This window comes from Bradyrhizobium rifense (assembly GCF_008123425.1).
In the GTDB taxonomy this organism is placed as follows: domain Bacteria; phylum Pseudomonadota; class Alphaproteobacteria; order Rhizobiales; family Xanthobacteraceae; genus Bradyrhizobium; species Bradyrhizobium rifense.
This window is the reverse complement of the sequence record NZ_VSSS01000026.1, coordinates 100,056-119,382: the sequence shown is the minus strand read 5'-3', so window position 1 is coordinate 119,382 and position 19,327 is coordinate 100,056. Positions and strand designations below refer to the sequence as shown.

The following is a 19,327-nucleotide window of genomic DNA, read 5'->3' as shown; positions in this document are numbered from 1 at the left end:
TCGCGGGGATGCATAGATGATCATCGCGATTCCTCGATTTTTCGCGCCGGCCGCGCAACCACGGCCTGCGGCACGTCATAGGCGCTGAGCGATGCCCAGTGCTGTTCGATATCAGCGCGAAACAAGCCGCGTGTCAGGCCATGGACCAGCTTCGGGATGGCAGTCGTCATCGCGTTGATCGACGATCCCGATGGACCGAAACTCATGGTGGAGGCGATGGCGAAGAGATGGATGTCGGAGATCCACGGCGTCTCGCCGGGCACGCGCTCGGTGAAAGCGTAATCATCGGCGAGATAGGGAAAGCGGCCGAGCCGCGCGTTGCGCTGGTTCTCCGGCGGCTCGTAGCGATCGGCCCAGGTCGCGATATTGCCGGCGCATTTGGCGAGCTCGCCGCGGCCGGCAAAGCTCATGTCGATCCCGGTGCCGCAGATCACGAAATCCGCTGCGATGGCGCCGCGCGGCGTCTGCAGTTCAAGGCCGCCAGCAGTCTGTCGGGCGGCCTCGAGTGGCGCGCCCTCATGCAATGTGAAATTGGCATGCCGCGCGCAACGGTCATACGTCGGCTGCGGAAATCCTTCCCGCATCTCCAGGACCTTGCGCATGAAGCGCCAGCGCCAGGCATCGTCGAGATCGCTGAGATGCCGGAGGAAGCCACGAAAGGTCAGCCAGCGATAGGGCTGGATCACCTGGATCTGTGCACGGCGGCATAGCAAATGGACTTCCGCCGCGCCTGCCTCGAGCGCGGTGGCCGCATTGTCGAAGGCGGATGCGCCAGCGCCGATCACCGCAACACGCTTGCCGCGCAGGTTTTCGAAATCAATATCGTCGGCGACGGTGGCGACCGAGCTCGCCGGCAGTTCGCGGAGCTGCTCCGGAATCATCCAGCCGCCCATGCCCTCCTGGCCCGTCGCCAGCACGATCTTGCGCGCATAGAGCGTCTCGGCGACATCCGCGCGCTTGACGCGCGCCGCGAGCAGGCCATCGGAGGCTGGCGCAATCTCCAGAAGCTCACAGCTATTACGTACCGGCAAGCCGATCGTGCGCCGTAGCCACAACAGATATTCAGCCCAATGCTCGCGCGGGATCAGACCGAGCCTTTGCCAGCTCTCCTCGCCGAAGCGCGCCTCGTGCCAGGACTGATAGGTCAGGCTCGGGATGTCGAGGTCCGGACCGGTGTAGTCCTTCGGGCTGCGCAGCGTTGGCATGCGGGCATAGGTAAGCCACGGGCCTTCCTTCCCCTCCTCAGCCTTGTCGAGCAGCAGGATGTTGCTGACGCGGGAGCGCATCAGACCGAGGCCGATCGCGATGCCGGATTGGCCGGCGCCGACGACGAGCACGTCCAGCGCTGGCTTTCCGTCCGGTCCCGTCTTCGGCTCGAGCCATGCGGCGCCGGGATGCGCGATCATGGCGAGATCGGCGTGGACGCTCGCTTCAAGCTCTGTCAGCGCATCACTCATGCCGCGAGCCAGCCTCCGTCGACCACCATCACCGTACCAGTCGTAAAGGAAGACGCATCGCTGGCGAGATGCAGCGCCGTTTGCGCGATCTCTTCGGCGTGGCCGAATCGCTTCATGGCGTGGCGGTTGCGCGAGGTTTCACGCACCGCGTCCGAATTGGCGTGGCGGGCAAAGCTGCGGCGGAGCATCGGCGTATCGATCGCGCCGGGCGCAATCGCGTTGACGCGAATGCCGTCGGTTGCGAAATCCACCGCCATCGTCCGCGTCAGGCTGACGATCGCGCCCTTGGCGGCGATATAGGCGCTGTTTCCCTTGCCCCCGGCAATCGCGAGCTGCGACGCCAGCGTGATGATCGAGCCCTTGTTCTGCCGCTGCATATGGGGCACGGCCGCCCGCGCCCACAGCCAGGTGCCGCCGACATTGGCGCGGAACACCGCGTCCCAGTCGTCCACGCTCGTCGTCAGCACGGTGCCGCCGCAGGAGAAGCCTGCAGCGGTCATCAGAATATCGAGCCGGCCATGTCGCGCGATGACGTCGCTGACGACGGTCTCGGCGAAATCGGTATTGCCGACGTCGCCGACATGTGTCGTTGCTTCACCCACCAGACTAAGCGTCTCCTGAAGGCCGGCAGCGTCGCGATCGACGAGGGCGAGTCGTGCGCCCTCCTCCGCAAACAGTTTTGCGCTGGCGCGGCCGATCCCCGAAGCTGCGCCCGTGACGATGGCCGTGCGCCCTTGCAGCCGCATCTCAGATCCACTCCTTGTGCTGCTTCAACCAGGCGTTCATTGCTGCGGCGGACTCGGCACAGCCGAACCGCGCGCGCCAGCCGAACTCGTCCGCCATCCGCGACACCGACAGCGGCGCGCGATAGGGTCCATGCAGCTTGATCGCCGTGTTCTCTCCGGGCGCCGCGAGCGTGCATCGCAGGCCGGGATGCAATGCTGCGAAGGCCTCGCCCCATTGCAGCGCAGGCCATAACTTGCCGCTGGAGATGTTGTAGAGCCGATGGCGCGGGCGCTCGGCTTCGACGAGGATCGCCACGGCTTCCGCGGCATCCGGAGCGTAGATCCAGTCCCGCATGCCCGCTTCAGGCATGATCGCCGCCTCGCCGCGCGCGAACGCGGCCACAATCTGGTACTGGAGGCTCGGCGTATCGCGCACCGAACCGGGTCGCTCCCATGGACCGAACACCGCGCTCAGACGCACGCTCAGGAAATCGCCGCCAAAGAGCTCGGCATGGCGCGCGACAGATCGCTCCGAGGTGAACTTGCTAATGGCGTAGAACGAGACGGGATCACAGGGCGTCTCCTCGTCCAGAACTTCGACCCGCGCGCCCGCGGCGCCATAGGCCGATGCCGACGACAGATTGACGACGCGGCGAACGCCGTGACGGATCGCCGCGAGCAGGATGGGGATCTGCGCCATCACATTGATTTCGAGAACGCGCGCGGTCGATGCCCTCTCCAGTTCATCGCCGGCGGTGATCGCAGCCCCGAGCACGATCGCGTCAACGCCATCGGCGATAAGGGTGTCGATGGCATCGGCGTCGGTGATATCGCCCTGCACGGCTTTGAGCCGTGCGCCATAGTCAGCAAGAGATCGTCGCGCGGATGGCGGCAACTCCGCGCGGTCATACAGCGTCACGTCGTGGCCGCGCCCGAGCAGCGCCCCCGCAACATTAAGGCCGACAAAACCCGTGCCGCCGAAGATGACGATCTTCATCGCGCGTGATCCAGCGTCACAGCAGTTTTGCCCCGAAATTCCGTTCCGGATCCATGTCGGCGACGAGCCGGCCCGTTGGCCTTGCTGCCTCGCCGCCGCTCCGCGCCAGGAATTTGCCGCTGCCGGCGCTGGCGAGGCACTTGTCGCCGTCGATGATCACGCGGCCGCGCGAGAGCACCGACACTGGCCAGCCCTTCAGCTTGCGGCCCGCAAACGGCGTGTAACCGGCAAGATCGTGCATCATCTCGTCCGCGATCGTGGTCTCGCGATTGGGATCCCAAATCGCTATATCAGCATCCGCGCCGACCGCGATCGAGCCCTTGCGCGGATGCAGATTGTAGATTTTTGCGGGTGCCGTCGCGGTCAGCTCGACGAACTTTTCAAGGCCGAGCCGCCCCTTCGACACCATCGCGTCGAACAGCAACGGCAGCCGCAACTCTAGTCCCGGTAGGCCGTTCGCGACCTGCTTGAAGTTCGGATTGGGGCCAGCGCGCAGCTTGCCGGTCTCGTCGTAACGATACGGCGCGTGGTCCGATGAGATGGTCTGGAGATCGCCGAGCGACAGCGCCTGCCACAGCGCCTCCTGGTCCGAATGCGTGCGCGGCGGCGGGCTGCACATCCACTTGGCACCTTCCACGCCGGGCTTGTCGAGATCATTCGCCGTGAGGAACAGGTATTGCGGACAGGTCTCGGCAAACACCTTGAGCCCCTGTCCGCGCGAGTCGCGGATGACCTTGGCGCCTTCGGCGGTCGAGACATGGAAAATCATGATGGGCTGATCGATCAGCGCGGCCATGCCGATCAGCCGGGTGAAGGCTTCCGCCTCCGAGACGCGCGCGTGGCTGACGGCGTGGTATTTCGGCATCGTGTAGCCGCGCGCGAGCAGCCGCTTGACCATCCAGGCGATGATGCCGTGATTTTCGGCATGGGCGCACAACATCGCGCCAGACTGGCGCGCGGCGAGGAGAATATCGAGCAGCGGCTCGTCGTCGACCTTGAGCCGGTCGTACGTCATGAAGATCTTGATCGAGGCGTGCCCCTGCTTCACAAGCGCCGGAATGTACTCCTCGACCGTCTCCTTGGTCGCATCCGCGATGATCATGTGAAAGGCGTAGTCGATCACGGCGCCCTTTTTCGCCAGCGCGTGATAGTCCTCGACGACTTGTGGCAGCTTCATGCCGACGTGCTGGGCCGCGAACGGGATCACCGTGGTCGTACCGCCAAAGGCAGCCGACACGGTCGCGCTTTCAAAAGTGTCGGCATTCATGATGCCGGCGGCAGACAGCTGCTCGATATGCGCGTGACTGTCGACGCCGCCGGGCAGCACCAGCTTGCCGCGCGCGTCGATCTCGCGCTTGGCGGGCGGAAGCCCGCGACCGATCGCCGCAATGGTCTCGCCGGAGATGGCGACATCGGCCTCGAACACATCGGTCGTGGTGGCGACGCGGCCGCCGCGGATGATCAGATCGTAAGTGGGTTCAGTCATGAGGCACTCCATGATATGCCTGGGGCAAGTGATCGTAATTTCAAGGGAAGACCATCATGCCTCGGCCGCGCATTCTCGTCATCAACCCGAACTCCAATCCCATGGTCACGCAAGGGTTGGAAGATGCCTTGAAGCCGCTGGGTTTCGACGGTGGACCCGAGCTGGTCTGCCAGTCGCTGGCCGACGGGCCGTTCGGCATTGAAAGCCAGGCCGATGTCGATGGCGTCGCGATGCCGCTCCGAAAACTGGTCGAAGGCGACAACAGCTCGGCCGCCTTCGTGATCGCCTGCTACAGCGATCCCGGACTTCAGGTCTGCCGCGAAGGCACCGACCGCCCCGTGTTCGGCATCGCCGAATGCGGCGTGCTGACGGCGCTGGCCCGCGCCGAAACGTTTGGTGTCATTGCGATTGCGCAGCGTTCTATCCCGCGTCACATGCGCTATCTCAGGCAGATGGGATTGACCGACCGCCTTGCAGGCGAGCGTCCGCTCAACATGAGCGTCGCCGAAACTGCGTCCGGCGAAGGCACGCTGGCCAAGATGATCGATATCGGCCGTGCACTGCGCGACGAAGATGGCGCTCGCGCGATCGTGATGGGCTGCGCCGGCATGGCGCGCCATCGCCACCCGCTCGAAGACGCGCTCGGCATTCCCGTGATCGACCCGACCCAGGCGGCCGTCACCATGGCGCTGGGTGCGGTGCAGTTCTCGGCTCACTAGGCGTCCTTCAGCTCTTTGGCATCCTGCCGCGCCAGCCATTGCGCATGGCTCTCGCGCGCCAGCGCAAACGTGTCCCGCTGCGTCGTGTAGAGATTGCCGAACATGCGGCCGATCGGCCGGTAGGCGTCGAGATCGACATACATGTTGGCCTCGTCGACCAGGCCCTCACGCGCGTGAATCCGCAGGACCTCGCCGACCAGAAGCTCGCGATCGGGAGAGAAATTCAGCACGACATGGCGCCGACATTCGAGTGCGAAGGGCGCGGCGGCGAGGCGCGGCACCTTTACGTCGACCGAGGGAACCGTCGCGAGCCCGGTCGCTGCGACCTCGCTGTCACCGGACGGAAAGTCGACGGCACAATCGTTCATCGCCACCGACAGCGCCTCGTCCACCATGTGAACGACGAACTCGCCGTCGCGATGGATGTTGCGGGTCGTGTCCTTCGGGCTGTGATCCGGCTTGTGCTGGAGCCCGAGCACGATCAGCGCGGGGTTTTCTGAGAAGACGTTGAAGAAGCTGAATGGCGCAGCATTCACCGCTCCGCTCTCATCCAGCGTCGTCACCAGCGCAATCGGCCGCGGCACCACCACGCCGCAGAGAAGCTTGTAGCGATCGCGCGGATCGAGCTCGCGCAGGGAAATGCCCGATGGGCCCTTGTCCGCCATCGGCATCACTTCTCCGGCGGCGGTACCGCGCCGGTGCGGCTGGTGATCAGACCGTAATGCTCGATACGGCGGTGCTGCGCAAAGTTGAAGATCGTGGTTTTGCCGAAAATGGTGGCATCGAGGTCGCAAGCGTGAACCAGAACCTCGTCCTCCTCGCTCTTGGCCTCGGCGACAATCTCGCCATTGGGATCGACAATCAGGCTGCCGCCAAACAGGGGATGCTCGTCCTCGACGCCGGCCTTGGCCACCGCGACCACCCAGGTCGCGTTCTGATACGCGCCGGCCTGCACGGAGAGACGGTTGTGAAACAGGCGCTTCTCGACGCCCTCCTCGCTTCGCTCCGCATTCACCGACGGCGTGTTGTAGCCGATCAGCACCATCTCGACGCCCTGCAGGCCCATGACGCGATAGGTCTCCGGCCAGCGGCGGTCGTTGCAGATGGCCATGCCGATGATGCCGCCCAACTCGCGCCAGACGTTGAAGCCGAGATCGCCCGGCTCGAAATAGCGCTTCTCCAGATGCTGGTGCGACCGATTGGTGTCGTATTCCACATGGCCGGGCAAATGGACCTTGCGATATTTGCCGACAATCTTGCCGGACTTGTCGGTCAGGATCGCCGTGTTGAAATGATGGCCGTCGGGCGTCAACTCGGCATAGCCGAAATTCATCGCCATCTGATGCTGCGCCGCACGCTCGAACAGCGGCTTGCTCGCCGCGTTCGGCATCTCACGCTCGAACCAGATGTCGGCCTCCGCCCGATCCTCAGAATACCAGCGCGGGAAGAACGTGGTCAGCGCCAATTCCGGATAGACAATCAGGTCGGCGCCTTTGGCCTTGGCTTCGTCCATCAGCGCGATCATGCGCTTGATGACGGCCTCGCGGCTGTCGGCTTTCTGGATCGGGCCCATCTGGGCGGCGGCAACATTGACGATACGCATCAGCGAGTTCCTGATTTCTTGGCAAGTTTCCTGGCGAGGCTGGGGGATCGCAGCTTCAGGGGCGTGTCGGCGCGCGCAGCATAGCGCAGCCTTGCGCCGATTTGCCAGCCAAGCAGCTTTCATGCCGTACGCCTCCATTCCGCACCGTGCAAAAGCCGAACGGCCATGCGGAATCGTCGGACGTCATCCACACAAGTAATGGAGGCTCATTGCCTCCTCGTTATTGCGAGCGCAGCGGAGGCGACAGCGTCCCTTCTCCACACGCCTCAAACAGCAGATGCGCCTCAGTCTTTCCAATCGGGCTGCAAGCTTTCGAACGACATCATAATGATACAATTCGTCAACACACGGCGGCGGCGAAACTCTGGCGTTCACTCCTGGTTGATGTTTTAAGCACACGCCTCGCCCGCGATCGCGCGCTTCGCTTCCCTCCCGGAGCTTCACGAATGACATCAGCCGACCGGCCGGCGACGCGGCTCGCCACGCGCCTCTCGTTCCTGGTCGCCGGCTTCGGCCTTGCCTGCTGGGCGCCGCTGGTGCCCTTTGCGAAGGAGCGGCTCGCGGTCGATGACGCGGTCCTCGGCCTGCTGCTGCTCAGCCTCGGCATCGGCTCGGTCATCGCGATGACGGCCACCGGCATCTTGAGCGCACGCCATGGCACCAAGCCGATCATCATCGCGGGCGGAATCGGCCTCGCATTGGTCTTGCCCCTGCTGGTCGTCGCCGCCACGCCCCTGACATTGGCGATTGCCTTACTCGCATTCGGGGCTGCGCTCGGCTCCATCGATGTCGCCATGAACATCCATGCCGTCGAGGTCGAACGCGCGGCAGGACAGCCGCTGATGTCGGGCTTTCATGCGCTCTTCAGCATTGGCGGGTTCGCAGGCTCCGCGGTGATGACGGCGCTGTTGTCGTTTCATTTCGGACCGCTCGCGAGCGCATTGATCTGCTCCGTCCTGATGCTGATCGCGATGGCGCTTGCCTGGCCGCGCCTGCTGCGCAGGGCACAGGCGCAGGAGGGACCGCTGTTCGTGCTGCCGCACGGCATCGTGCTGTTGCTGGCGCTACTGGCGGCCATCACCTTCCTGATCGAAGGCGCGATGCTCGACTGGGGCGCGCTGCTCGTCATCGGCACGGGCCTCGTCAGCGCGGCGCAAGGGGGGATCGGTTACATCGTGTTCTCGATCGCGATGACCGTTGGCCGGCTCGGCGGCGACGCCGTCGTCGCGCGCATCGGCGATCGCGCAACGCTGGTCGGCGGAAGCCTGCTTGCCGTCGCGGGTCTTGCAGTGCTTTTGCTCGCGCCGAGCAAGGCCGTTGCCATCACCGGTTTCCTGCTCATCGGCCTCGGCGCCTCGAACCTCGTGCCGGTATTGTTCCGCGGTGCGGCGAGGCAGACCGCGATGCCCACGGGGCTCGCCGTGGCGTCGATCACCACCGCCGGCTATGCCGGTGTTCTGCTTGGCCCCGCCGGCATCGGTTTCGTCGCCCACGCCGCCGGACTGCCGATGGCATTCTGGATGCTCGCGGCGCTGATGTGCCTCGTCACTCTGTCGGCGCGGGCCGTAACCACAAAATAGAAACCATCTTCCGTCACACCAGGCTGGACTTGCCGCGGCTCAGCACCTCGCCCGCGCCCTTGTTGCCGACGATTTTGCCCTGCTCGTACACGACCCGGCCCCGCGCGATCGTCGTGACGGGCCAGCCGGTGACGTCAAAGCCTTCCCAGGGCGTGTAGTCGGAGCCGTGGTGCAGGTCGGCCTGGCGGATCGGTTTCGTGAGCTTCGGGTCCCACAGCACGATGTCGGCATCGAAGCCCACCCCGATCGAGCCCTTGCGGGGATAGAGCCCGTAGATGCGGGCATGGTTGGTCGCGGTCAGCTCGACGAACTTCTGAAGCGTGATGCGTCCTTTCGAGACACCCTCTGAGAACAGGATCGGCAGCCGCGTCTCGACGCCGGGGATGCCGTTCGGCACCCAACGGAACGAGGTGCGGGCATTCGGCGTCAGCTTGCCCTTGGGATCGTCGTAGCGGAACGGGCAGTGGTCGGACGAGAAGGTCTGGAACACGCCAGTGGTGATGCCTTCCCAGATCGCCTGCTGGTTCTCGACATCGCGCGGCGGCGGCGAACAGACATATTTGGCGCCTGATATGTCCATGTTCAGGCCCTTCATGTCGTCGGCCGTCAGCGTGATGTATTGCGGGCAGGTTTCGGCATGCACCGGCAGGCCGCGCTGCTGGGCCCAGCGTATCTGCTCCATCGCCTCGCGCCCGGAGACGTGGACGATCATGATGGGAACGCCGATCACCTCGGCATGGCTGATGGCGCGATGCGTCGCCTCGCGCTCGACGGCCTGAGGCCGGGAGACGCCGTGGTAATAGGGCGCGATATGGCCTTCACGCTCCAGCTTCGACGTCAGGAAGCGGATGGCGTCATAGCCCTCGCAATGGACCATGACCAGCGCCTCCTCGCGGCGCGCGACATCGAAGACCTCGAGCAGCTGCTTGTCGTTGAGCACGAGGTCGTCATAGGTCATGAACACCTTGAACGAGGTATAGCCGTCCTTGACCAGCGCCGGAAGCTCCTGCCCGAGCACGACGGCGGTCGGATCGGAGATGATGAGGTGAAACGCCGTGTCGATGTAGCATTCACCCTCCGCAAGCTTGCGGTAGTTCTCGACGCAGGTCCGTAGCGACGTCCCCTTCTCCTGGAGCGCGAAGGGCAGCACCATGGTGTTGCCGCCGGCGGCGGCCGCGCGCGTCGCCGAGGCAAAATCGTCGGCCATCACCACGTCGGGGCCCTGGGCCTGGGAGATGTGGACGTGGCTGTCGATCCCGCCCGGCAGCGCCAGCAGCCCCGACGCGTCGATCTCGCGCGGCGCGCCTTCGATGCCGTCGGCAATGGCGACGATCCGGCCGTCGCGAATGCCGATATCGGCGCGAAACTCGTCGCTGGCCGTCACGATGGTGCCGCCGCGAATGGCGAGATCGAGCTGCGTCGCTTGGCTCTGAAGCACTTGTGTCTCCGTCACTTCATCATTGCTGATGTCTGGAATATCCGCCCCCACGGCGCAAGGGCCCCGATGTCGCCGCCGGCGAGGCTCAGGCTCCGCCACAGCGTGACCGCGACAGAGTCGAGCACGGCGATATCCAGCTCCCGTTCGAGCGAGGCGGCAAGCGCGGCGCCGTCGAGATTGGTGCAGAGGATGACGACGGCGTCGGCGCCCTCCGCCGCCACCGCGCGGATCATGTCGGCGATCGTCGCGGGCGCGACCTCGCCGAAGGAGAAATTGTCGCGCAGGCCGAGATGTCGCTCAGCATGCGGCGCGATGCCCTCCTCAGCCCAGACATCGGCGATGCGACGCTGCACGTCATCGGTATAGGGCGAGACGAGGCCGACACGCTTGGCTCGAAGCGCGCGGGCGGCGTCGATGCAGGCGAGCGTCGAGGTCGTCGCCGGCACGTTTGCCCGCGCTGTGATCGCCTCGCAAAGGCTCCTGTCGCGGCTGATGCCGAGCCAACTCGCCGACGTGCCGTTCCAGGCGATCGCGTCGACCTTGGCATCAGCCAGCAGGTCAGCGGCCGGCAACATCACCGAGGCGTCGAACTGGCTCAGCGCCGCGGCATCGAGCGCGATCTCGGTGACGCGGAAACGGGAGAAATGGGCGGTGACATCAGTCACGCCGTGCAGCATGGCGCTGGTCGCGGGCTCCAGCACCGAATTGGAGGACGGCGTGATCATGCCGAGACGCTTGCGCATGGCCCTACCCTACGACGCCTGCGCAAGGCGCGTCGACTCCTCCCGGATCAGGGACAGGATGCGGCGCTTTGCGTCGTTGAATTCGGGGCTGGTGATGTCGCGCGGGCGCGGCAGGTCGAAATTGACGGCCTCACGGATCCGGCCCGGCCGCTTCGTCATCACCACGATCTTGTTGCCGAGCACCAGCGCCTCGTCGACGCTATGAGTGACGAACACGATGGTGCAACGGCGTTTCTGCCAGATCGCGACCAGCTCTTCCTGCATTTCGAGCTTGGTCTGGGCGTCGAGCGCGGCGAACGGCTCATCCATCAGGATCACGCTCGGGTTCATCAGAAGCGCGCGGGCGATCCCGACGCGCTGGTTCATGCCGCCGGACAGTTCGGAGGGATGATGATGCTCAAAGCCGCGCAAGCCAACGAGATCGATGAACTCCATGGCCCGATCGTACCGCTCGGCCTTGGCGACGCCCTTGAGCTTGAGGTGAAAGGCGACATTGTCGATCGCCGTCAGCCAGGGCATCAGGGTCGGCTGCTGGAACACGACGCCGCGATCGGAGCCTGGTCGTTCCACCTGCTTGCCGTCGACCAGCGTCCGGCCGGAGGTCGCCTGCTCGAAGCCGGCGATGATGTTCAGCAGTGTCGACTTGCCGCAACCTGACGGGCCGAGCAGGCAAGCGAAGTCATTGGCCTCGATGTCGAGATTGATGTTGTCCAGCGTCAGCAGGTCGCGACCGCGGCGCTTGTCGGAAAACACCTTGACGATGTTGCGAAGCTCGATAGCCGCCATCAGCCCGCCCTGCCCTGTACAGTGGTCGTCGTCTGCCAGCGCAGCGTTCGCGCCATGATCGCCTTGAGGCCGAGGTCGGAGAGATAGCCGAGCAGCCCGATCGAAATCATCGCCGCGAGCACGATGTCGTAGCGAAGGAAATAATAAGAATCCCACAAGACGTAGCCGAGGCCGCTCTTCACCGCAACCATCTCGGCCGTGACCGTCAGCATCCAGGCTGATCCGACCGCGATGCGTAACCCTGCGAAAATCGAGGGCAGCGCAGCCGGCAGCACGATGTCGGTCAGCATCTGCCGTTGGCTTGCGCCCATCATCGCGCCGGCACGCACGAGATTGTGGTCCACCGTCTTGACGCCGTGAATGCTGTTCATCAGCACGGGAAAGAAGGCGCCGAGGAAGACCAGGAAGATCGCCGGCTTGTCGGCGATGCCGAACCAGATGATCGCCAGTGGAATCCAGGACACTGGCGGGATCGGACGCAGCATCTGGAGCGTCGGCTCCAGCGTCTTCTCGAACAGGCGCGACCAGCCGATCGCGACGCCGGCAAGGATTCCAAGCAGGCTCGCCAGCGCAAAGCCGCCGAAGACGCGCAAGGCGCTGGCGAGCGCATCGCGCAGCCAGTGCCCGGAATAGGTCTGCGTGGTCTCATCGAACCCGAACACCCAATCACCGAGCGCATGCAGCACCGCGCTCGGCGCCGGCAACAATGCCGGCGGCAGAACGCCGCTGCGGGCAAAGGCTTCCCAGCCCGCGATCAACAGTGCGGGGACGACGACGCGTTCGAGCCCCTGAAACAGCCGGGTCAGCCGGAACGCCGGCTTGGCTGGAGCTGCGTCAGTAACCGAGGTCATTCTTGGCTTTTCCCGTGGCCTGCTCCAGGAACGAATAGTCCATATTCTTCTCCGCTTCAGCGGAGACGTCCTTCGAAATGTATTTGAGGTCGCGCATCATCGCCGCGATCGCGAGCGTCTGCGAACGATGGATCGCGGGATCGGGCGAAGCATTGTTCAGCGCCTCGGTCGCGACCGTCTTGTCGAGGCCGGTGAGCTTGTTGATGACGTCGATCCACGGACCCTTGTCAGCGACCAGCTTGTTGTCGAGCTCGACCACGGCGGTGACGACGCCCTGAACGCCGGCACGCTGGCTCGCGATCACGTCGGACCGGGTGACGATGAGGTTCGTGAGATTTCCGGCTGCCTGGTCGTAGGGCAACACAAAGTGCTTGCCTGCGCCGGCGAGCCGGATCTGCGAAGCAAACGGTTCGACCGAGCAGATCATGTCGACCTCGCCACGCTGGAGCGCCGCGAGGTGATCGGATGGATTTGGAATGTTGATGAACTGGATGTCCTTGTTGGGATCGACACCCTGCTTGAGAAATGCGCCACGCATGTGAATGTCCTGCGCGTTGCCGCGAGACGCTGCGACCTTGAGCGGCTGGCCATCGCTCTTCCCCTTGGCAACCATCGCCTTGAACGCGGTCCAATCATCAGGCGGAAGGTTCAGCTTCGTAGACGAGAGGCATTCCGAGCCGCCGTTGATCTGGCCGGACACGGCGACGACGTCAAAACCTTTGTCGAGCGCGGTGATGTAGTGCAGGTAGGTAACCTGCGCGACGTCGATGCTCTTCGATATCAAAGCGGTGAGGACGTCATTGCCCGAGTTGAAGCCGGTGGCCTCGACCTCGACATTCTTGGCCATGCCCGGGATCAGCGACATCGGCAGGCAATGCGCACATTTGGCGTAGCCGAGCTTTATCTTCGCGGTCTGCGCGGAGGCGAGATCGCTTCCACCAAGCAGCGCCGCCAGCATCATCAGGCCCAGTCGCAAACTCGTCCGCATCGCTTACTCCGTTTCGAAGGCGCGACATCTCGCGCATCGCGCAAGATCATCCGTCGCTCTTCGCCGCTGCGCAATCCGCTTTTGCATGCTGCATACAATTTGCGCGGTATGCATTTGTTTTCAGCCAGATGCGTCGATATTTTGGGCAAGCCAGAGAGCGGGAAATGGCTAAGATCAATTTGAGAAGCGAGGCACGCGTGCAGCCAAAATCGGAGGCGCCGAAGGGGCGAAAATCGCCCAAACTCAAGCGGATGGGCCTGCATGAGCGCGCGGCCGCGCGGATGCGCACGATGATCATTCGCGGCGAGCTGCCGCCGGGATCGCAGACCCAGGAGACCAAACTCTCGAAGTCGCTTGGCGTGTCGCGCACACCGCTGCGCGAGGCGATGAAGGTGCTCGCCGCCGAAGGATTGATCGAGCTGCGGCCGAACCGCAGCCCGCGCATCGCAAGCCTCGCGGTCGACGGCATCTCCGAATTGTTCGAGGCGCTGGCCGGCATCGAGCGACTTGCCGCAGAGCTCGCCGCGGCGCGTGCCACCGAGCGCGATCTTGCCCGCTTGCGCACGCTTCAGACCCGGATGGAGGGTCATCACCGTAGCGGCAAGCTCGACGACTACTTCGCCATCAACGGTGATATCCACACCACCATCGTCCGTATGGCCCGCAACACGCCGCTACGCGAGGCGCATGAGACGCTGATCACCCGCGCCGAGCGCGCGCGCTACCTCGCCCTCGGTGCCGACCGCCGCTGGAGCAATTCGGTCGACGAGCACGCCGCTATTCTTGCCGCGCTCGAGGCGCGCAACGGCGAGGCGGCCGGCCGCCTGCTCGGCGCTCATGTCGCACGCACCGGCACGGCGCTGCTCGAAGTCCTCGCCAAATCCCAACCCAGGCAGAAGGCGTCGCAATCATGAAGCTTCTGCTGCTCAACCCGAACACCAGCACCGAGGTCACCCGGCTGATGACGGGCGTCGGACAGCGCGCGGCGTCTCCCGGCACCGAGCTGATCCCCTGCACCGCGACGCGCGGCGTGCCCTATATCTCGACGCGCACCGAGGCCCAGATCGGTGGCGCCATTGCGCTGGAGATGCTGGCCGAGCAGCAGCGGAACGTCGACGCCGCAATTATCGCAGCCTTCGGTGACCCCGGCCTGTTCGCCGCACGCGAGACCTTCGACATTCCCGTGGTCGGCATGGCGGAAGCGGCGATGCTCACGGCCTGCATGGCCGGGCGCCGCTTTGCCATCGTCACTTTCGCACAGGCCTTGGGGCCCTGGTACGAGGAATGCGTCCGCGCCCACGGGCTATGGGAGCGCTGCGCTGGTATCCGCATGCTCGATACGCCGTTTCAAGCGATCTCCGAGGTCGGCACCGAAAAGGAGGATGTGCTCGTCGATCTCGCGCATCGTGCGATCGTCGAGGACGAGGCCGACGTTCTGATCTTCGCGGGCGCCCCGCTTTCGGGCCTCGCCGAGCGCGTCGCCGACCGGGTCCCCGTCCCGGTGGTTGATCAAGTGATCGCCTCGGTGAAGCAGGCCGAGGCGCTAGTTGCGCTGCGCCTGCGCAAGGCCACGGCGGGGACGTTCCGAAGGCCTGCAGCCAAGCCAACCATTGGTCTTGCCGAGGTGCTCGCCGCCCGGCTCGAGCATCGCGACAACGCGTGAGAAGGGTCGGACCAGAGATGCGAGGGCACGAGACTTGCTTTCTTTCCGGGAAGAAGGGGAGGCAACACCATGGCTGACACGCCAGGCGGGCGATCGCTCGTCGTCGACGCGGTGACCCACCGCTATCCAAGCGGCGCGCTTGCCGTCGAGAACATCAATCTCGACATCAAGGGTGGCGAGATCATCGCACTGCTCGGGCCCTCCGGCTGCGGCAAGACGACGCTGCTGCGCATCATCGCCGGCTTCATCGCACAGACCCAGGGGCGGATCATCATCGGCGACGACATCGTCGATGCGCTGCCGCCCAACCGCCGCGCCGTAGGCATCGTGTTCCAGAACTACGCGTTGTTTCCGCACCTCTCGATCAGCGAAAATGTCGGCTATGGCCTCGCCGCTCGCGGCGTCGACAAGGCGTCGCGCCAGCGTGAGGCACAACGGCTGCTCGAACTCGTGCAGTTACCCGCGATGGCGGAGCGGCTGCCGCGGCAGCTCTCCGGTGGCCAGCAGCAGCGTGTTGCGCTCGCCCGCGCGCTCGCAATCAAGCCGTCGATCCTGCTGCTCGACGAGCCCTTTGCTGCGCTCGACAAGAATCTGCGGCTCGACATGCAGATCGAGGTCAAGCGGTTGCAGCGCGTCTCCGGGATCACGACGCTGATCGTGACCCACGACCAGGAAGAGGCGCTGTCGATGGCCGACCGCGTCGCGGTGTTGAGCCACGGCAAGCTCGAACAGTTCGGCACACCATCTGACGTCTACGACCGTCCGCAGACCCTGTTCGTCAACACCTTTGTCGGCTCCAGCAACCGTATGCCGGGCGTCGTGGTCTCCGCGGACCGCACGGCTGCAAAGGTACGGCTCGATGCCGGCGCGGAGATCATCGCGCGGCCGGCCGGCGGCACCCTTAGCGAGGGTGGCCGCGTCACCGTGTGCATCCGCCCCGAACATCTGCAATTCGTCGGCGACGAGACCGGCTTTGCCGGCGTGGTCGGCATGTCGCTGCCGCTCGGGGCGACCGTCGTGCACGAAGTGACTACCGCCGACGGCTCCGGCGTCAAGATTTCCCAGGCGCGCATCGGCGAGACGCGCGCGCTGGAGAACGGTGCCGCGGTGCGCCTCGCGCCGCTGGCCCCGTCGCTCGCCAACGCCTTTCCCGCAACGCTTTAGATCCAGTCCATAGTCCACAGGGAGTTCGACATGATCCTCAACCGCCGAAGCCTGATGACCACCGCGCTCACCCTCGGCGCCATGAAGGCGTTTCCGGGCTTGAGCTACGCCCAGGCCCGCCCACTGGTGTTTGCGACCTTCACCGGAAGCTGGGAGGAAGCGCACAAGGCCGTGCTGGTGCCGGCGTTCCGCAAAGCCAATTCGGACGCGGCGATCGTGCTCGATCCAATGCTGTCGGTCGACCAGATCGCGAAGATCAACGCCGCCAAGGCCAATCCGCCGATCGACGTCATGCTGCACGATCCCGGTCCGGCGCTTGTGGCGATTGGCCAGGATCTCGCAGAGCCCTATCCGGTCGAGAAGAGCGCCTATTACAAGGACCTGATCACCGAGGCGCAGGAGCCGATGGGCCCCGCTCCGTTCTTCCAGGTCGTCGGCCTCACCTATAATCCGGAAGCCGTCAAGACGCCGCCGACCTCCTGGGCCGATCTGTGGAAGCCGGAATTCAAGGGCCGCGTCGGCATCACCAACCTCAATTCGACGCTCGGCACCGGCTGGCTGGTCGAGATCGCGAAAATGCGTGGCGGCTCGGAGGCCAATGTCGATCCAGGCTTCAAGGCGATCGAGGAGCTGAAGCCCAATCTCGCCGCGGTCGCCGCCAATCCCGGTGCGCTCGCCACCCTGTTCCAGCAGGGCCAGATCGACATCTCGCCCGGCAATTTCAACGCCATCCAGATCCTGAAAGCCCGCGGCGTGCCGGTCGAGTTCGTGGCGCCGAAGGAAGGCGCCATCGCCTTCAAGACCACGATCCACATCGTCAAGAACTCGCCCAATCGCGAGCTCGCCTTCAAGCTGATCGAGGCATCGCTCAGCCCGGAAGTGCAGACCGCGCTGATGAACTCGCCCTATCTGATCGTGCCGACCAATTCCAAGGTGGCGATGGGCGGCGAGATCGCGCGCGTGCTTGCCAAGGACACAGCCGAGCTGAAACAGAAGTTCGTGTTCCAGGACTGGAAGAAGATCAACGAGCAGCGCTCGACCTGGATCGAGCGCTTCAATCGCGAGATCAAGATCTAGAGGCGTCGCATGGGCACAGCACCGGCATCACGGGACGTGACGTCCTACGGAATGGGATTGGCAGCGCCGCTGGCGCTGTTCTTCCTGGTCTTCTTCGTGGCGCCGCTGCTGCAACTGCTCTGGCTCTCACTGCACAACGACACGGCCGGGCTCCATTGGGGGGTCGGCCAGTACCTGCATTTCCTCACCGATCCCTTCAGCCTCAGCGTACTCGGCTCGACGCTATTGCTGGGTGCCGAAGTGACCGCTGTCTGCCTCGTGCTCGGCTTTCCCATCGCCTGGCTCTACCAACGGGTCGGGCCACGGCTGCAGACCGTTATCATCCTGATCGTGCTGCTGCCGCTCCTGACCAGCGTGGTGGTGCGCACCTTCGCCTGGATCGTCATCCTGGGCCGCCAGGGCATCATCAACGCCACGCTGCAATCGCTCGGCATCATCGATACGCCGTTGAAGCTGCTCTACACCCAGTTCGGCGTGGTGATCGCGCTGGCGCAGGTGCAGATGCCACTGATGACACTGCCGCTGATCACCGCACTCGGCCGCATCGACCCCAATCTCGACGACGCCTCCTGCTCGCTCGGCGCCGGGAGCTGGCGCACTTTCTTCAGGATCGTGCTGCCGCTCTCACTGCCGGGCGTGATCGCCGGATGCACGCTGACCTATGCCGCCGCGATCACCGCCTTCATCACCCAGTCGCTGATCGGCGGCGGGCAGATGCTGTTCATGCCGATGTATCTCTATCAGCAGGCGTCCACACTGCAGAACTGGCCGTTTGCGTCTGCGATCTCGATCATCTTCCTGCTCGCCGTGCTCGCAGTCGTCTCCGTCTTCACCACGCTCGGCCGCATGTCACGCGGCTATGGAGGCGCGTGATGAACGGACGCAAGCGGACCCTTGAAGCGATCAGCTTCGAATTCGTGATGACTGTCATCGCGATCATTGCGCTGATCATCATCATTGCGCCGTCGCTGGTGGTGCTGATCGTTTCCTTCACCAGCGGCTTCTCGCTGAGATTCCCGCCGCCGGGTTATTCGCTGCGCTGGTACGCCGAACTGTGGGATGCCTGGCAGCTCCACTTCGCGGCAAAGAACAGCCTCATCGTGGCGCTGTGGGCGACCTGCCTGTCGATCGTGCTCGGTGTCGCGGCGGCACTCGCGATCTCGCGGTCACAGAAGCTGTCGGCGCGGCTGCTCGATTCTCTCTTCATGTCGCCGCTGGTGCTGCCGGCGCTGGCTTTTGGTTTGGCTGCGCTGATGCTGTTCTCGCTGGTCGGCCTGCCGGTGTCGCCGCTGACACTGGTGATCGGCCACACCGTGGTCTGCGTCCCCTATGTCGTCCGCAACACGGTCGCAGCTCTTGCCCAGCTCGAGCCGACCTTGCTCGAAAGTTCGGCCGTGCTGGGCGCGAGCCGCCTCTATACTTTCCGGCGTATCGTGCTGCCGCTGATCCGGCCTGGCATCATCGCAGGCGCCTTCATCGCCTTCATGTCGTCCTTCGACAACGTGCCGGTTTCGCTGTTCCTGCGCGATGCCGCAACCGACATGCTGCCGATCCGGATGTGGCAGGATCTCGAGGGCAAGCTCGACGTCACCATCGCTGCACTGTCGAGCGTGCTGATCATTGCCACAGTCGTGCTGGTTGCGGTCATGGAACGCGTGACGGGCCTGTCGCGGCGGCTGACGAACTGATCAGGCGCCGCGGAACAGCGAATAGCCCCAGCGCGTGAACTTCAGCGGCAGATGAAAATGCTCGTTGACATCCTTGATGCGGAAGCGGAACGGCGTCACCGTGAGAAAACCGTCGCTGTCGCCAAAGAACTCGCCGAGATGAAACAGCACCTCGTACTCTCCGGCCGTCACGCCCGCGCCTTGCGCGACGGGATGATCGAGCACGCCGTTGGCGCCGAGCCGCCCGTCGGCGATGCGCAGCGAATCCGGATCGATCCGCCAGATCTCGACGCGCAGCCCCTGCGCAGGCCGTCCGCTCGCTACATCGACCGCGTGAATGGAAATGCCGCCTGCCACGATGTTCCTCCCATGAGCACAGCGCC

20 protein-coding genes are annotated in these 19,327 nt (G+C 64.6%); 8 read left to right on the top strand and 12 right to left on the bottom strand.

The annotated features are described in order from the left end of the window. Positions 1-20: 20 nt before the first annotated feature. Genes FXB40_RS16645 through hydA (FXB40_RS16630) form a run of 4 tightly spaced genes read right to left on the bottom strand, consistent with a single transcriptional unit; the run spans position 21 to position 4,665 of the window. A complete protein-coding gene (locus FXB40_RS16645) occupies positions 21-1,457 on the bottom strand; it encodes an NAD(P)-binding domain-containing protein (RefSeq protein WP_148773267.1) in 1,437 nt (478 codons plus the stop codon). Further along, complete coding sequence (locus tag FXB40_RS16640) at positions 1,454-2,203, bottom strand: SDR family oxidoreductase (protein WP_148773266.1); 750 nt, start codon at positions 2,201-2,203, stop codon at positions 1,454-1,456. Before FXB40_RS16640 ends, FXB40_RS16645 begins: the two co-directional genes overlap by 4 nt. A gap of 1 nt (position 2,204) precedes the next feature. Then, positions 2,205-3,179 carry an NAD-dependent epimerase/dehydratase family protein gene (locus FXB40_RS16635; protein WP_148773265.1) on the bottom strand — a complete coding sequence of 325 codons (975 nt, stop codon included), beginning with the start codon at positions 3,177-3,179 and terminating at the stop codon, positions 2,205-2,207. A gap of 16 nt (positions 3,180-3,195) precedes the next feature. Beyond that, positions 3,196-4,665, bottom strand: a complete 1,470-nt coding sequence (hydA, locus tag FXB40_RS16630) for a dihydropyrimidinase (protein ID WP_148773264.1) — start codon at positions 4,663-4,665, stop codon at positions 3,196-3,198. Between the two features lie 56 nt (positions 4,666-4,721). Between hydA (FXB40_RS16630) and FXB40_RS16625 the strand changes: the two genes are divergently transcribed. Then, positions 4,722-5,384, top strand: coding sequence for an aspartate/glutamate racemase family protein (locus FXB40_RS16625; RefSeq protein ID WP_148773263.1), 663 nt, complete (start codon positions 4,722-4,724; stop codon positions 5,382-5,384). Here the strand turns inward: FXB40_RS16625 and FXB40_RS16620 are convergent. Next, a complete protein-coding gene (locus tag FXB40_RS16620) occupies positions 5,381-6,049 on the bottom strand; it encodes a flavin reductase family protein (RefSeq protein ID WP_187436944.1) in 669 nt (222 codons plus the stop codon). The two genes, FXB40_RS16625 and FXB40_RS16620, sit on opposite strands and share 4 nt — an antisense overlap. A 5-nt stretch (positions 6,050-6,054) precedes the next feature. Continuing rightward, a complete protein-coding gene (locus tag FXB40_RS16615; protein ID WP_148773261.1) occupies positions 6,055-6,987 on the bottom strand; it encodes an N-carbamoyl-D-amino-acid hydrolase in 933 nt (310 codons plus the stop codon). Between the two features lie 446 nt (positions 6,988-7,433). Here FXB40_RS16615 and FXB40_RS16610 point away from each other — a divergent pair, with 446 nt between their 5' ends. Next, entirely contained in the window at positions 7,434-8,567 is a 1,134-nt protein-coding gene (locus tag FXB40_RS16610; RefSeq protein WP_148773260.1) for an MFS transporter, read from the top strand. Positions 8,568-8,580: 13 nt separating this feature from the next. On the opposite strand, the gene hydA (FXB40_RS16605) is transcribed toward FXB40_RS16610, so the two are convergent. Genes hydA (FXB40_RS16605) through FXB40_RS16585 form a run of 5 tightly spaced genes read right to left on the bottom strand, consistent with a single transcriptional unit; the run spans position 8,581 to position 13,373 of the window. Beyond that, complete coding sequence (gene hydA / locus FXB40_RS16605; protein WP_187436928.1) at positions 8,581-10,005, bottom strand: dihydropyrimidinase; 1,425 nt, start codon at positions 10,003-10,005, stop codon at positions 8,581-8,583. An 11-nt stretch (positions 10,006-10,016) separates the two neighbouring features. Further along, on the bottom strand, positions 10,017-10,748 hold the full coding sequence (locus FXB40_RS16600; protein WP_148773258.1) for a maleate cis-trans isomerase family protein: 732 nt from the start codon (positions 10,746-10,748) through the stop codon (positions 10,017-10,019). Positions 10,749-10,757: 9 nt separating this feature from the next. Then, positions 10,758-11,534: an ABC transporter ATP-binding protein gene (locus FXB40_RS16595; RefSeq protein WP_148773257.1), complete on the bottom strand. Its 777-nt coding sequence runs from the start codon at positions 11,532-11,534 to the stop codon at positions 10,758-10,760. Next, positions 11,534-12,385, bottom strand: coding sequence for an ABC transporter permease (locus FXB40_RS16590; protein ID WP_148773256.1), 852 nt, complete (start codon positions 12,383-12,385; stop codon positions 11,534-11,536). The genes FXB40_RS16595 and FXB40_RS16590 overlap by 1 nt, the downstream gene beginning before the upstream one ends. After that, positions 12,369-13,373, bottom strand: coding sequence for an ABC transporter substrate-binding protein (locus tag FXB40_RS16585; protein ID WP_148773255.1), 1,005 nt, complete (start codon positions 13,371-13,373; stop codon positions 12,369-12,371). Before FXB40_RS16585 ends, FXB40_RS16590 begins: the two co-directional genes overlap by 17 nt. 164 nt (positions 13,374-13,537) lie before the next feature. Between FXB40_RS16585 and FXB40_RS16580 the strand changes: the two genes are divergently transcribed. The 6 genes from FXB40_RS16580 to FXB40_RS16555 all read left to right on the top strand — a co-directional run bounded on the left by FXB40_RS16580 (position 13,538) and on the right by FXB40_RS16555 (position 18,965). Next, positions 13,538-14,287 (top strand): GntR family transcriptional regulator, encoded by a 750-nt coding sequence (locus FXB40_RS16580; protein ID WP_187436927.1) that lies wholly within the window; start codon positions 13,538-13,540, stop codon positions 14,285-14,287. Continuing rightward, complete coding sequence (locus FXB40_RS16575; protein WP_148773253.1) at positions 14,284-15,036, top strand: aspartate/glutamate racemase family protein; 753 nt, start codon at positions 14,284-14,286, stop codon at positions 15,034-15,036. The genes FXB40_RS16580 and FXB40_RS16575 overlap by 4 nt, the downstream gene beginning before the upstream one ends. A gap of 69 nt (positions 15,037-15,105) precedes the next feature. After that, positions 15,106-16,200 carry an ABC transporter ATP-binding protein gene (locus tag FXB40_RS16570; RefSeq protein WP_148773252.1) on the top strand — a complete coding sequence of 365 codons (1,095 nt, stop codon included), beginning with the start codon at positions 15,106-15,108 and terminating at the stop codon, positions 16,198-16,200. 30 nt (positions 16,201-16,230) lie between these two features. Next, complete coding sequence (locus FXB40_RS16565) at positions 16,231-17,277, top strand: ABC transporter substrate-binding protein (RefSeq protein ID WP_148773251.1); 1,047 nt, start codon at positions 16,231-16,233, stop codon at positions 17,275-17,277. A 9-nt stretch (positions 17,278-17,286) separates the two neighbouring features. Further along, complete coding sequence (locus FXB40_RS16560; protein ID WP_148773250.1) at positions 17,287-18,150, top strand: ABC transporter permease; 864 nt, start codon at positions 17,287-17,289, stop codon at positions 18,148-18,150. After that, a complete protein-coding gene (locus FXB40_RS16555) occupies positions 18,150-18,965 on the top strand; it encodes an ABC transporter permease (RefSeq protein WP_187436926.1) in 816 nt (271 codons plus the stop codon). The genes FXB40_RS16560 and FXB40_RS16555 overlap by 1 nt, the downstream gene beginning before the upstream one ends. Here FXB40_RS16555 and FXB40_RS16550 read toward each other — a convergent pair whose 3' ends face one another. Next, the gene (locus tag FXB40_RS16550; RefSeq protein WP_187436925.1) at positions 18,966-19,301 is read right to left on the bottom strand and encodes a hydroxyisourate hydrolase; all 336 of its coding nucleotides are present in this window, start codon (positions 19,299-19,301) and stop codon (positions 18,966-18,968) included. Between the last annotated feature and the right edge of the window lie 26 nt (positions 19,302-19,327).

Coding starts and splice junctions, on each gene's coding strand:
- FXB40_RS16590 (WP_148773256.1), bottom strand. CDS start 12,385: ATGACCTCGGTTACTGACGCAGCTCCAGCCAAGCCGGCGTTCCGGCTG.
- FXB40_RS16580 (WP_187436927.1), top strand. CDS start 13,538: ATGGCTAAGATCAATTTGAGAAGCGAGGCACGCGTGCAGCCAAAATCG.
- FXB40_RS16555 (WP_187436926.1), top strand. CDS start 18,150: ATGAACGGACGCAAGCGGACCCTTGAAGCGATCAGCTTCGAATTCGTG.
- FXB40_RS16645 (WP_148773267.1), bottom strand. CDS start 1,457: ATGAGTGATGCGCTGACAGAGCTTGAAGCGAGCGTCCACGCCGATCTC.
- FXB40_RS16595 (WP_148773257.1), bottom strand. CDS start 11,534: ATGGCGGCTATCGAGCTTCGCAACATCGTCAAGGTGTTTTCCGACAAG.
- FXB40_RS16635 (WP_148773265.1), bottom strand. CDS start 3,179: ATGAAGATCGTCATCTTCGGCGGCACGGGTTTTGTCGGCCTTAATGTT.
- FXB40_RS16600 (WP_148773258.1), bottom strand. CDS start 10,748: ATGCGCAAGCGTCTCGGCATGATCACGCCGTCCTCCAATTCGGTGCTG.
- hydA (WP_148773264.1), bottom strand. CDS start 4,665: ATGACTGAACCCACTTACGATCTGATCATCCGCGGCGGCCGCGTCGCC.
- FXB40_RS16575 (WP_148773253.1), top strand. CDS start 14,284: ATGAAGCTTCTGCTGCTCAACCCGAACACCAGCACCGAGGTCACCCGG.
- FXB40_RS16610 (WP_148773260.1), top strand. CDS start 7,434: ATGACATCAGCCGACCGGCCGGCGACGCGGCTCGCCACGCGCCTCTCG.
- FXB40_RS16640 (WP_148773266.1), bottom strand. CDS start 2,203: ATGCGGCTGCAAGGGCGCACGGCCATCGTCACGGGCGCAGCTTCGGGG.
- FXB40_RS16565 (WP_148773251.1), top strand. CDS start 16,231: ATGATCCTCAACCGCCGAAGCCTGATGACCACCGCGCTCACCCTCGGC.
- FXB40_RS16620 (WP_187436944.1), bottom strand. CDS start 6,049: ATGGCGGACAAGGGCCCATCGGGCATTTCCCTGCGCGAGCTCGATCCG.
- FXB40_RS16625 (WP_148773263.1), top strand. CDS start 4,722: ATGCCTCGGCCGCGCATTCTCGTCATCAACCCGAACTCCAATCCCATG.
- FXB40_RS16570 (WP_148773252.1), top strand. CDS start 15,106: ATGGCTGACACGCCAGGCGGGCGATCGCTCGTCGTCGACGCGGTGACC.
- FXB40_RS16615 (WP_148773261.1), bottom strand. CDS start 6,987: ATGCGTATCGTCAATGTTGCCGCCGCCCAGATGGGCCCGATCCAGAAA.
- FXB40_RS16585 (WP_148773255.1), bottom strand. CDS start 13,373: ATGCGGACGAGTTTGCGACTGGGCCTGATGATGCTGGCGGCGCTGCTT.
- FXB40_RS16560 (WP_148773250.1), top strand. CDS start 17,287: ATGGGCACAGCACCGGCATCACGGGACGTGACGTCCTACGGAATGGGA.